The organism is Helicobacter cetorum MIT 00-7128, from assembly GCF_000259255.1.
Classification (GTDB): Bacteria; Campylobacterota; Campylobacteria; order Campylobacterales; family Helicobacteraceae; genus Helicobacter; species Helicobacter cetorum_B.
Genome location: NC_017737.1, coordinates 47,221 through 60,169, shown reverse-complemented (window position 1 = coordinate 60,169; position 12,949 = coordinate 47,221). Strand labels below are relative to the sequence as shown.

The 12,949-nt window shown below is 34.7% G+C and carries 9 protein-coding genes, 1 other RNA gene and 2 pseudogenes; 7 read left to right on the top strand and 5 right to left on the bottom strand.

The window, feature by feature from the left end; all coding sequences use genetic code 11:
- Positions 1 to 121: 121 nt before the first annotated feature.
- From HCW_RS00290 to HCW_RS00275, 4 genes and pseudogenes are all read left to right on the top strand, one after another.
- Entirely contained in the window at positions 122 to 952 is an 831-nt protein-coding gene (locus tag HCW_RS00290; protein WP_014660232.1) for a DUF5718 family protein, read from the top strand.
- A gap of 262 nt (positions 953 to 1,214) precedes the next feature.
- Complete coding sequence (locus HCW_RS00285; RefSeq protein ID WP_014660231.1) at positions 1,215 to 1,496, top strand: TrbC/VirB2 family protein; 282 nt, start codon at positions 1,215 to 1,217, stop codon at positions 1,494 to 1,496.
- Entirely contained in the window at positions 1,497 to 1,757 is a 261-nt protein-coding gene (locus HCW_RS00280) for a hypothetical protein (RefSeq protein WP_014660230.1), read from the top strand.
- A 5-nt stretch (positions 1,758 to 1,762) separates the two neighbouring features.
- Positions 1,763 to 4,151: pseudogene (locus tag HCW_RS00275) on the top strand (VirB4 family type IV secretion/conjugal transfer ATPase).
- A gap of 233 nt (positions 4,152 to 4,384) precedes the next feature.
- On the opposite strand, the gene ffs reads toward HCW_RS00275, so the two are convergent.
- An RNA gene (ffs, locus tag HCW_RS09210) (signal recognition particle sRNA small type) lies at positions 4,385 to 4,482 on the bottom strand.
- Between the two features lie 102 nt (positions 4,483 to 4,584).
- Between ffs and HCW_RS00270 the strand changes: the two genes are divergently transcribed.
- Positions 4,585 to 5,997 carry a COG3014 family protein gene (locus HCW_RS00270; RefSeq protein WP_014660229.1) on the top strand — a complete coding sequence of 471 codons (1,413 nt, stop codon included), beginning with the start codon at positions 4,585 to 4,587 and terminating at the stop codon, positions 5,995 to 5,997.
- A gap of 13 nt (positions 5,998 to 6,010) precedes the next feature.
- Here HCW_RS00270 and thiE read toward each other — a convergent pair whose 3' ends face one another.
- Complete coding sequence (gene thiE / locus HCW_RS00265; protein ID WP_014660228.1) at positions 6,011 to 6,649, bottom strand: thiamine phosphate synthase; 639 nt, start codon at positions 6,647 to 6,649, stop codon at positions 6,011 to 6,013.
- Positions 6,650 to 6,740: 91 nt separating this feature from the next.
- Between thiE and HCW_RS00260 the strand changes: the two genes are divergently transcribed.
- Both HCW_RS00260 and nspC read left to right on the top strand, forming a co-directional pair.
- Positions 6,741 to 7,703 carry a chemotaxis protein gene (locus HCW_RS00260; protein ID WP_014660227.1) on the top strand — a complete coding sequence of 321 codons (963 nt, stop codon included), beginning with the start codon at positions 6,741 to 6,743 and terminating at the stop codon, positions 7,701 to 7,703.
- Positions 7,704 to 7,716: 13 nt separating this feature from the next.
- Positions 7,717 to 8,928 carry a carboxynorspermidine decarboxylase gene (nspC, locus tag HCW_RS00255; protein WP_014660226.1) on the top strand — a complete coding sequence of 404 codons (1,212 nt, stop codon included), beginning with the start codon at positions 7,717 to 7,719 and terminating at the stop codon, positions 8,926 to 8,928.
- Here the strand turns inward: nspC and lpxE are convergent.
- The 3 genes and pseudogenes from lpxE to HCW_RS00240 all read right to left on the bottom strand — a co-directional run bounded on the left by lpxE (position 8,925) and on the right by HCW_RS00240 (position 12,814).
- Positions 8,925 to 9,509, bottom strand: a complete 585-nt coding sequence (gene lpxE, locus HCW_RS00250) for a lipid A 1-phosphatase LpxE (protein ID WP_014660225.1) — start codon at positions 9,507 to 9,509, stop codon at positions 8,925 to 8,927. The genes nspC and lpxE overlap by 4 nt on opposite strands.
- Positions 9,506 to 10,905, bottom strand: a pseudogene (gene eptA / locus HCW_RS00245) (phosphoethanolamine--lipid A transferase EptA). The gene lpxE and the pseudogene eptA overlap by 4 nt, the downstream one beginning before the upstream one ends.
- Before the next feature lie 628 nt (positions 10,906 to 11,533).
- Positions 11,534 to 12,814, bottom strand: coding sequence for a citrate synthase (locus HCW_RS00240; RefSeq protein WP_014660224.1), 1,281 nt, complete (start codon positions 12,812 to 12,814; stop codon positions 11,534 to 11,536).
- Positions 12,815 to 12,949: the final 135 nt, after the last annotated feature.

Genomic DNA, 12,949 nt, shown 5'->3' with positions numbered 1-12,949 from the left:
TTGATGGGCTTATTTGAATCTTTAAGCGATAGGTTTTGTGGCGTTTGGCACTTTCTTTTTTGTGCTATAATGCGCCTTGGTTTCGTATAAAGTTAAGACGCTATTTTCTAGGAGGTTTTGTATGCAAGAATTTTTAGGTTTTGGCGTGGTAGGGAATTTTGCGGGACATTTAGAACAAGCAGGAGAGAGTCATTCTTTTATCAATATGAAAAGTTGCGAAAAGGACGCTCCTAAGGGGTTATTCCCTTTTTATGTTCCGCATGAATTATCGTATCTGGGGCGTTTTTGCGTGGATAATGAAAAGATTATCCTGCCCGATGACCCTAGCATGCATGTGCAAGCTGAACCAGAGATTGCTTTAGAATGTGATGTAAAATACGATAAAGAACATTTGGTCTCTCAAATAACGCCTAATTTTTTTATGGCATTTAATGATACTTCAGTGCGTAATGACCCAATGGCACAAAAATTGTCTCAAAAGAAAAACTTTTCTAGTGCCTCTAAGGGCATGGGACAAAAGATTATGATTGATAGATTTGTTTATGGCGGTGTTTGCAATAACTTTTCTATCGCCTCATTTTTAAAGCGTGATAATGTTTGGCATGTTTATGGCGAAAATAGCAAGTTGGTGAAATATGAGTTTTTTTATCAAAAACTATTAGATTGGATTAAAGATAGGCTTAATCATCAAGAAGACTGCGATTCTTTGGAGGCCTTAAGACCTTTTTTAGAGCGTCATAATTTTCCCACTAAAATCATTGTAACCATTGGTGCAACCCCCTATATGCCTTTTGCTCAAACGCATTTCTTGCAAAAGGGTGATGAGGTGGCAATTATTGCCTATAACCATTTGCAATATAGTTTTGAAAAAATTCAGAAGCTGTTGGAAGAAGAGGTATTGAAATCTAAAAATTATGCCAATATCTCTTACATTTTACAAAAGGTGCAATAAGTTATTGCCTTTTATTGTTTAAGATTGCACAAGCCCCTTTTTGGGGTGCAAAACATCACTACTCTATTAAAAAAATGATTAAAAAGTATTAGCAAGAATAGTTTCATCAATAAGAGATTTTTGATAATTGCATGATGTGTTTAACCTTTTTACCCTTTTTACATTAAAAATCCAAGAATTTAACGCTTTTTAGAACCCTTTAATCACTTTTTAGAAAAAATATTAAGTAATTAGTTAATCAATATTAAATAAAAGGTTTTTTATGAGTGCTTTATTTTTAAGAATAATGATTTTAATGACAATTAGCTTTTCAAATTTGTTTGCAGAAGGGTTAGAAGGGTTTTTCAACGCTTTAGAAAGTCAGCTTAAAAGCCCTACAGCTAAAGGCATTTTAATGGTGATTTTTATAGGGATTGCTATTTATGTATGGAGGAATTTGGATAGGTGGAAAGAAATTCTATTTACTATACTTGGTGTGGTGCTTGGGATTTTTCTCTTTTTTAAAGCCCCAAGTTTGGCTAATTGGTTTATGGGGGTGTTTTAAGTGGTCGTAGCAATAAGTGTCAAAAATTTGCGTGAAATTTCTGTTAAAGAAAAGTTTTTGTGGCTGAATGCAAAGTCTTATCTCATTTCTATTTTTGTGCCTTTTATATTGCTCCCTTGGATTGACTTGCTGAACGCCTTTTTGTTGTATTTAGGGTTTTTAATACTCTTTAGTGTGCTAGAATTTTTTGATGAAGATATTGCAGATATTATTGTAGCTAGGGGAAAGATTAGGACTAAAACTAAGTGTTATAGGGCTTAAAAAGTATGTTAGAAAAAATCACTTCCTTTTTGCAGCAAAAAGTTTTATCATGGCTTTCTAGTGCGTTGCCTAAAAGCTATTCTATGAGTGAAGAAAATAACATTTTAGGCTTGTATGATGAAAATTTTTTGCTCACTAAAAATGAAAATTTAGTAGGTATTCTTAGTTTAGAGGGCGCAAGCTACTCACATTTGAGTTTTGAGCAGCTGCAAGATTTATTCACAGAACGACAAATGGCTTTGGACTCTTTAGAAGAAGTGGTCGTAAGGATTGTTGCTAAAAGGCGCAAATATGCTTATAAGCAAGATATTCAAGCAAGTTGTGAATATGTAAAAGCGTTATTGGAGCGTTCTTATAATCAAGAAATTTTTGAAAACCAATATTTTTTGGTGTTAGAAAGCACAAGCTCGTTACAAGGGTTTTTAAAATACAAGAAAAAGCGCTTGTTGCACAAAAAAGTCTCTAAAGAATTAGAAACAGAAAGGCTTAAAGACACGCTTTCTTATAAGGCGAATCTTTTAGAAGAGGCATTTAAAAGCTTACAGCTTAAGCTAAAAAATTATCGCCCTAAGCTTTTAAATTCTAAAGAAGTTTTGAATTTTTATGCCGAATATATCAATGGGTTTGAATTGCCCCTAAAGCCTTTAATAGGGCGTTATTTAAGCGATAGTTATATTGCTAGTTCGGTAACTTTTGAAAAAGATTATTTTATTCAAGAGATGTCTCAAAATAAGATTTATAGCCGTCTTATTGGCATTAAGGCTTATGAGAGTGAACGCATTACTTCCATTATTATGGCTAACTTACTTTATCAAGAAATCAATTTAGATATTATCTTTTCTATAGAGCCTATGAGCGTGAATAAGGCTTTAAATTTTTTAAAAGAGCGCTCACGCTTTAGCATGTCTAATCTAGTCAAAAATGAATTGCTAGAATATGAAGAGTTGGTTAAAACAAGGCGTTTATCTATGCAAAAATTCGCCCTAAACATTCTTGTAAAAGCCCCTAGTTTAGAGAGTTTAGACGCTCAAACAAGCTTAGTTTTAGGGATTTTATCTAAAGAAGGCTTAGTGGGTGTAATAGAAACTTTTGGTTTGAAAGGGGGGGTATTTTTCCTTTTTCCCTGAACGCATTCATTTAAACCACCGCTTGCGGTTTTTAACTTCTAAAGCTTTAGCATGTTTAATGGTCTTTGAAAAGCAAAATTCAGGCTTTAAAGCTAATTCATGGGGGAATAGTCCTTTGAGTGTGTTTAAAAATTTGGATAACTCCGCTTTTTTATTTAACTTTCATAACCAAGAAGTTAAGCATGAGGGGGTTAAAGAAATTGCTAAAGTCAATGGGCATACTTTAATCATAGGAGCAACAGGAAGTGGCAAAAGCACTTTAATGAGCTTTTTAATGATGAGTGCTTTAAAATATGAAAAAATGCGTATCTTAGCCTTTGATAGAATGCAAGGATTGTATTCTTTCACTAAGTTTTTTAGGGGGCATTATCATGATGGGCTTAGTTTTAGCATTAACCCTTTTTCATTAGAGCCAAACGCACAGAACATACAATTTTTGCAATCCTTTTATCAAGCGATGTTAAACATAGAAGACCCTATTTCACGCAATAAGGAATTGACAGAAGATGTGAATGCCATTTCTAATGCTATTATGAGCCTTTATAACACTTTATATCCTAAAGCTTTTGATTTAAAGGATTTTAAAGAAACGCTTAAAAGAACTTCATCTAATCAATTGAATTTGAGTTTAGAGCCGTATTTGAATAACCCCCTTTTTAACGCTCTTAATGACAAATTAGATACAAACGCTTTTTTAAATGTTATCAATTTAGACGCTATCACTCAAAGCCCCAAAGACTTGGGACTTTTAGCTTACTATTTATTTTATAAAATCTTAGAAGAATCTAGGAAAAATGATGGTGGGTTTTTGGTTTTTTTAGATGAGTTTAAATCCTATGTAGAAAATGATTTGCTTAATACTAAAATCAACGCTCTTATCACGCAAGCACGAAAGGCTAATGGGGTGGTGGTCTTAGCCTTGCAAGACATTCATCAATTAAGTGGGGTAAGAAACGCTCATAGTTTTTTAAGCAACATGGGAACGCTTATCTTATACCCTCAAAAAAATGCCAAAGAATTGAAAGAAAATTTTAATGTGCCTTTAAGTGAGGCGGAAATCTCTTTTTTGGAAAATACTCCCATATACGCTAGGCAAGTCTTAGTCAAGAATTTAAATGATGGGAGTTCTAATATGATTGATGTTAATTTGGATATTTTAGGGGAGTATTTAAAGGTTTTTAATTCTGATTCTAGCCATGTTAATAGCATTAAAGCTTTGCAAAGAGATTATCCTAAAAATTGGCGTGAAAAAATGATAGGAAAATAGGTCAGCACTAACTTAAAAAGGTTTTTATAAATATCGCATAAAACATTTATTTCGTCTTTTAATAATTTATATAAACAAAAAGAGAGGTTCTTTTGTGATAAAAGTGAATGTTTTTTTATGTTTTATTCTTGGTTGTATTGGGGGCATATTAAAAAAACAATCATAATTTTCATCAATCTTTGATAAAACAAAAGGCTATCATCAATGAGATTTAAAAGGGCGAGTCAAAACGCCCCTATCCAGATAACTAAGGCACACAAGAAATTAGGGGGCTCTGCTGTATTCCTACCCTGAAGCATTACCCTAAAATCCTATTGCATAGGTCTAAATAAGAGCTTAAGGTTTATTCTATCAATAAAAAGCTTATGTTTTAATAAAAATGCTATGATAGTTTTCAAATTTAATTGCATCACTTTTCTATAAAAGGGAATCATTGAGACGCTTAGTATTACTAATTTGGGCAATTTTTGGGGTGTTGTTGTCAGGTTGTATAGGCTATCGCATGGATTTGGCACACTTCAACACTATCTATTATGAAGAAAGCCCCAAAAAAGCCTATGAATGGTCTAAGCAATTCACCAAACAAAAGAAAAACGCCCTTTTATGGGATATGCAAAATGGTTTGAGCGCACTTTATGCAGGGGATTATAAGGACTCTTTGATGATGCTTGATATGGCTGAAAAGCGTTTTGATACCACACAAAATGCGTTTATTAAATCTGCAGGCTATGTGGGTGCTACGATTGTTAATGATAATGTGCGTGCTTATGTAGGCAATATTTATGAAAGCGTGCTTATTAATTATTATAAAGCTATTGATTACATGCTTTTAGATGATAATGCGAATGCAAGAGTGGAATTTAATCGTGCTAATGAGCGTCAAAGAAGGGCTAAAGAGTTTTATTATAAAGAAGTGCAAAAAGCGATTAAAGAGATTGATTCAAGCAAGAATCATCGTATCAATATGGAGCGCTCCAGAGAAGAAGTAGGCGAAATTTTAAACGCTACTTACTCTAATTTGGATAAATATCAAGCTTATCAAGGCTTGCTTAATCCGGTTATTTCCTATCTTTCAGGATTGTTTTATGCACTAGAAGGGGATAGGGCTAAAGGGATAGATTATCTTAAAGAAGCCTATGGAATTAATCAAAGCCCTATCATTGCTAAGGATTTATTGTTTTTTCAAAATCCAACTAAAGATAAATTTACTTGGATTATTATTGAAGATGGCAAGCAACCCCAAAAGAGTGAATTTAAAGTGAATGTGCCAATTCCTATGTTTGATTCAGTTTATGATGCAAGCTTGGCTGTGCCTAGATTAGAAGAGGGGGAAACTTTTTATCAAAATTTTAGTCTTCAAGTAGGAAACAATAAGCAAAGGTCTTTTGAAGTCATTTCTTTAATGGATGCAGTTGTAGCGAGTGAATTTAGAAAGCAACTCCCTTACATTATTACAAGAGCGATTCTCTCAGCAGCTTTTAAAGTAGGCGTAGAGGCAGTAGCCAATCATTATCTAGGGTTTATTGGAGGGTTAGCAACTTCTTTATATGCCGCAGCAAGCACTTTTGCAGATACAAGAAATACAAGCATTTTTGCGCATAAATTTTATGCCATTCGCTTAAACAATAAAGCTTTTGAGCGTTATAATATTCAAGCGGGAAATATCAATGCGCTTTCTTTTAGCTTGCAACCTTGTGAAAAATCTCTAAAAGTCCCTGAAGTTATTAATGCCAAAGAGTTGCCCTCTGAATTTGTTATCACACCCCAAGCGTTTTGCTCTAATCGTAATAATATTTTGTATGTGCGTAGCTTTAAAAATGGCTTTATTTTAAAGCATTTAAAATAGCTCTAAAGGTGCGTTATATATTGAAAGCTTGATTTAATTGATTGGCATGATTTGTAATTTCATCTAAACTTCTTTCATTTTTTAAGCCCCATAAATCAGAGATGAACGCTAACATATGAGCATATTTTAAAGAATGATGTGTTTTTAAAAGAGATAGCGTAATGCCACCAATAGCGCATATAGGGATTTTTAAACTCTCTCTAGCGTTTTTTAAAAGATTTAAATCTATTATTGGGGCTAAAGGCTTACTAGGGGAATTAAAACATGCACCAAAGGCAACATAACTAGCGCCCAAATCTTGCATTTTTTGCGCCTCTTTTAAAGAGCCATAACATGAAATGCCTATTTTTCCTTTAAAGTATTTTTTAGCTTGCAAAATAGTGGCATCTTCTTTGCCTAAATGCACGCCAAAAACTTGAGCTTTGATAGCAAGCTCTAAGCGGTCATTTAAGAAAAAGGCAACATTATGTTGCTTGCATAAAGCATTTAATTCTTGCACAATGGGTAGCAATTTAGCATCATTATTATGTTTATCTCTTAGTTGAAAGATTTTAATCCCCCCTTTAATGGCGCTTTTTAATTGTGCGATTAAAGTAGTATAGGGGGTTAAGCTCTCATCACTGATTGCATAAATGCCATAAAGATTAGTCATAAAAAAGCCTTGTATTAGAGTGTCGTTGAGTTAAGCACAAAAACGATATAATTATACATTATATGAAAAACCTACTAGATAAGGGGTGAGCATGGCTAATAGTTTAGCAGGCATTGACCAAGTTACAAGTTTGCATAAAAATAATGAATTGCAATTATTGTGTTTTAGGCTTGGGAAAAATAAAGATTTGTATGCGGTAAATGTGTTTAAAATCCGTGAGGTAGTGAAATATCATGGAGGGCTTACGATTATTAGCCATGATAGTAGTTCGCTTGTAGAGGGTTTAATTATTATTAGGGAATTAACAATCCCTCTAATTGATATGAAAAAATGGTTCTATTATGATAGTAAGAATAAAACCAAAGATTTACGCCCCTATAAGATAGAAAAAGAAGAAGGCGAAGATGACATCATTATGATTTGTGAGTTTTCTCGCTGGACAATAGGGGTGCGTATTTATGAGGCTGATAGAATCTTAAATAAGAAATGGACTGAAATGGAGCAAAGTGCTGGTGTGGGTGGCTCAACCGGAAACAATAAGCTAGTGAGTCGCACACGCTATTTTGATGGGCGCTTGGTGCAAGTGGTAGATATTGAAAAAATGCTTGTAGATGTCTTCCCTTGGATTGAAGATGAAAAGCATGATGATTTAGAAAAGCTCTCTAAAGTGCATTCTGAAAAATGCGTCTTGCTCGCTGATGATTCTCCAAGCGTATTAAAAACTATGCAAATGATTTTAGATAAGCTTGGGGTGCATCATATTGACTTCATTAATGGTAAGAAATTATTAGATTATTTGTTTAGCGCTGAAACTGATGTGAGCAATATTGGGTTAATTATCACGGATTTAGAAATGCCAGAGGCAAGCGGGTTTGAAGTGATTAAGCAGGTTAAGGCTAACTCTTTAACTTCTAAAATCCCTATTGTAGTTAATTCTTCTATGAGTGGGAGTTCTAATGAAGATATGGCTAGGAGTTTAAGAGCTGATGATTTCATTTCCAAATCTAACCCCAAAGATATTGAAAGAGTCGTGAAACAATTTATGGTTTCTTAAAAAGAGTTTTTCAATGTATAGTTCTATTCCTACCCCTTGTTATGTATTAGAAAGTGAGCGCTTAGAAGAAAACGCTAAGATTTTAGATTTTGTGCAACAGCAAAGTGGCGCAAAAATCTTGCTTGCTTTAAAAGGCTATGCTTTTTGGCGTGAATTTGATATTTTAAGAGAATATTTAAGTGGGTGCTGTGCAAGTGGGGTCTATGAGGCTAATTTAGCGTTTGAGGAATTTGGAGGGCGAGAAGTTAATAAAGAAATCTGTGTTTATAGCCCAGCGTTTAAAGAAGAAGATTTAAAAGAAGTTTTGCCTATTGCTACAAGCATTGTTTTTAATTCTTTTTATCAGTATGTAAAATTTAGAGATATAATCTTGGACAAAAATAAAAGCTTAGAAAATTTAGGGTTAAGCCCTATTAAAATGGGCTTAAGAATCAACCCCCTTTATAGTGAAGTAACCCCAGCTATTTACAACCCATGCGCTAAAGTAAGTCGTTTGGGTATTACACCAAGTGAATTTGAAAAAGGTGTTAAAGAGCATGGCTTAGAGGGTATTAATGGCTTGCATTTTCATACGCATTGTGAGCAAAATTCTGATGCCCTAAAACGCACTTTAGAACATGTGGAAAAACATTTTAAGCCCTATTTGGAGCAAATGGAGTGGGTGAATTTTGGCGGAGGGCATCATATTACTAGAGAAGATTATGATGTCAAATTACTGATTCAAATTATTAAGGACTTTAAAGCCCGCTATAACAATATAGAAGTGATTTTAGAGCCCGGAGAGGCTATTGGGTGGCAATGCGGATTTTTACTTGCAAGCGTAGTAGATTTAGTGCAGAACGAAGAGACAATCGCTATTTTAGACACTTCTTTTAGCGCTCATATGCCAGATTGTTTGGAAATGCCCTATCGCCCTAATATCCTTAAAATTTCTGTAGAAAATAATGAAGAAGTAATAGAAGTTGAAAAGGGCGAAAATAAGGGCACTTATTCGTATGTCTTAGGTGGGCCTACTTGTTTGGCGGGGGATTTTATGCAAAATTTTAGCTTTGATACCCCTTTAAAAAGAGGCGATAAAATTCTTTTTAAAGACATGTTGCATTATACAATTGTTAAAAACAATACCTTTAATGGTGTGCCACTCCCTAGTCTAGCCAAACTAGACAAGAAAGGCTTCAAGGTGTTAAAGGACTTTTCTTATGAGGATTATAAAAATAGGAATTAAGACTTTTTAGGGCTTGTAAAAAGACTTGCACACAAGATTCCTACACCAAGCCCAGCTAACACTGCTCCAATGGTGTGCATATCTAAATAAATGCGAGCCAGCATAGTCAAAGGCACTAAAGGAAAGAGCCACAAATAGCCCTTAAAGGAGTATCTACGCATTAAAAATGCTACTGCTAATCCTATCATAGATGAATGTCCGCTTGGCATGTTGTGATTACCCCCATAAGGGCGTTCACCTAAGCGTTGGTTATAGATAGTTACATCATTGAGCGCTCTTTTTTGAGTGTGCGTGAGAATAGTGGTTGCAATAGAGGCATTAGCCACTTGAAAAAGCCCTATAACATCTCTTTTAGCCAAAGGAACAGCTACAGAAAGAATCGTAGGGATAAAGCGTGTGTAATGCTCGGTTAGATTAAACACTAATGGCACATTATGGTGCTTAGGCACTTTAGGGAAAGGGATTAAGATGCCTAAGAGCATAAGCAAGATATTAAATCCAATAATATTTTTAGAGATAGATTTTGGCAAACTTTGCACATAGAGACACTTAAATTTTTGATAATAAGAGAGATTTTTCATTGGGGGGCTACCTTGTTTTTAAATAAGTCTAATTGGGGTTTATACACATCATCGGGGTTCTTGTCTGCACCAAAAGCGCCTAAAACACTATGAAAGATACTTTTTTGCGTAAGGGGTGCATTAGGGATAAAAAGCTTGCGCTCTTTTTTAAAAGATTCGTTAGTATAAAGAATAAAGGGGATTTCATATTGCTCTTTAGGAGCAATGGCTTTTGGAGCCCCATGTAAATAATATGCCCCCTCGCCCAAGCTCTCGCCATGGTCGCTTACATAAAGCATAAGCGTGGGGCGTGCTTGCTTTTCTAACAAATCAATAAGCCTATCTAGGACAAAATCATTGTAAAGAATTGTGTTGTCATAGGCATTAATGAGGCTTTCTTTAGAGCAATTAGCTAAATCTACGCTTGAGCAATAGGGTTTAAACACCCTAAAAGCTAGAGGGACTTTCTTATCATATCTTGGCCCATGAGAGCCGGCCAAATGCAAAATAAGCAAAACATTTTCATTAGCATGCTCATTTAAAAGTTTAGGCATATTATAAAGTAAGGCCTCATCATAAGGCGCAAAGTCTTTGCACTCTAAGCAATCCTTAATAAGCTCAGAGCGTTTTTTGTATGAAGTGGCTTGCACATTCTTATCTCCATCATTAGCGCTACGCCAAAAAACTTTAATGCCATGTTTATTAAGATAAGTAGGCAAGTTTTCATAAGTGCTAAAATGAGATTTTTCAAAAGAAGAATCCAAAATACATTCTAGGCTTGCAGTGGTATAGGTCGCACAAGAAGTTGCCTCTAAAACATTGATTTCTTCTTTAGAAAGCCTTATGTTTAATTGTGGGTTTGTAGGGCGCTCATAACCATAAAGGGCGTAATTATGCTTTCTTGCACTTTCGCCTATAACTAACACTACAAGAGTACTTTTGCTTGTTGGTTTAAAGGGGGTAAAGGCTCAATTTTAGGGGCAAAGAATTTCAAAGCACCAGCTCTAAAAGCATTCACGCTATAAGCAAAAGGTAGGCTCAAACCTCCTACAAATTTTGCATGCCTATCAAACCATAACCAAGTTTTAGCATTCAAAAAAGCATTGAGAGCAAAGAGAAGTATTAAGGCAAATAGCGCTAAAATTTGGTGCTTTCTTTGAGAATCTTTAAGCTTGATTTTATAAAAAATATAGCTAGGAATTATCCCTAAAAACACCAAAAAGACAAACATTTTAAAACTAATAAAATCCAAAGCCTCATTGGTGTTGGTATTAAGTGCATTCCCCATCATGCTCTTATTCAAAAAGATGTGATAAGTGCTAATAAAATATAATGCAATAGAATTAAATAGCGCAAAAACAATTACAAAAAAGCGTAAGATTTTCCTAGAGATAAGGCTAAGAACAAGAAAAAGCATGCCATTAGCGCTAATGATAGCAATAGCAATTGTTGCTAAAAGCTGATAAGAGCTAAAGGTGTTAGGCTCTGAATGGGTGTAAGCATAATGAAATAAAGGCACATGATAGAGAATGCAAAAAGCAATGCTATAAAAAAAGGTTGCCTTTAGGGGCGAAAGGGGACTAAAGGGTTTTAAAAAAGGACTTAATAATCTCACAAAATTAATTCTCGCTTGCTTTTTACAAAATGCTTAAAAATTGTATCGTTTTTTAGCTTTGATTATTTTTTATTTTGCATTTAAAGGGGGCTTAATTTTATTAAAGGTTACTCTTTTTGTAGGTAAGTCAATAAAATACTTAGGTTTTATTTGATTAAAACATTGATAAACTATTTGATAAGGATATGGATTTTTTAAAATCAAGCAAGATTATTGCACCATAAAAAGAATTTAATGAAAAGTTAGTGGCTTTTTTATGCCTTATTTTTAAGTTACATCAAAAACATGTTAGCCATTGGTTTTGGCATTATGCATGGGCTAAATTTCTTAATTGATATAATAGGGGTTTAATCGTTAGAGCAAGCTTTAGGCTTACTCTAAAACACTCTTTAAAAATGAGCTTTTTTAAGCATTGGTTCTAATGTCAAGCTTATTCGCCTACATACACTTGTCTTGGACGAGTGATTCTAGCTTGAGGGTTTTTGACATGCTCTAAGAGTTGCGCACACCAACCCACTGTGCGACCAATTACAAATACCGGCGTAAAGAAACGAACCGGAATTTTTAAAGCTGTTAGAATCGTTCCAGAATAAAAATCCACATTAGGATAGAGATTTCTTTCAATGAAATACTCATCTTTTAAGGCGATTTCTTCCACTTTAGCAGCAATTTCGCCTAAGCGTTCGTTCATTTTAACACCTTTTTTATGGAGCTCATCTTTCAAGCCTTTAAGAATTTTAGCTCTTGGGTCATAACTCTTATAGACCCTATGCCCAAAGCCCATAAGCTTAAAGCTGTCATTCTTATCTTTTACTCTTGCAATATATTTATCTACATTTTTAACATCGCCAATTTCTTCTAATTGTAAAAGCACTTTTTCATTCGCCCCCCCATGCAAATGCCCCCATAAAGCCGAAATCCCTGCACTAATAGCCGCATAAGGATGCACACCGGTGCTGGCGACATTTCTAACGGTGGTAGAAGAGGCGTTTTGCCCATGGTCAGCATGAAGAGTTAGGATTTTATCAAAAGCTTCTACTTCTAAAGGCGTGATTTCAACTTCGCCTTTAATGGTGTGTTTTAAACGACTATGCGGATAACCTCTTAACATAAAGAGAATGTTTTCTACATAAGAGCGTGCAATATCAGGATAAATGATAGGAGCTCCTACTTCATTGCGATAGCAAATAGCAGCTAGAGTAGGGATTTTAGCAATGATTCTTCTAGCCATAGTTTGGTAATCTTCTTCGTTGTGCATATCCCCATGCGCAGAATATAAAGTAGATAGAATTGACACACCACTAGAGAGCTTTGCCATAGGGTGGGCATTGGTAGGGAATGCGCTAAACATGTTTAATAAAGTCTCATGGATAAAACTTCTATGGCGCAATTCCAATTCAAATTCTAAAGATTCATCAGCATTTTTAGGAAGTTCGCCTGTAAGCAAGAGCTTGCATACATCTACATACTTGTATTTAGCGACTAAATCTTCAATTTTATGCCCCTTGTAATACAATTCACCCTCTTTACCATTGATATAGCTAATAGTAGATTTACACCCTGCAGTAGAGGAGTATCCGGGGTCATAGGAGAAAAACCCTGTGTTTTCAAAAAGCTTGGAAAAATCAACCGCCTTTGGCCCACGAGTGCATTTAATGGTTTCAAATTCATAGCGCTCGTTGTTTTCATTATTGATTAGCGTAATAGACATTAGGACTCCTTTTGTATTAAACTTCGCACTTTTTACGCAACATTTGTGATTATAAGCCAAAAAGTTAAACACTCTTTTTTAAAAAACGCCTATCATTTTTTACATTGAGCTTAAAGCGCTACTTTTAAACACAAA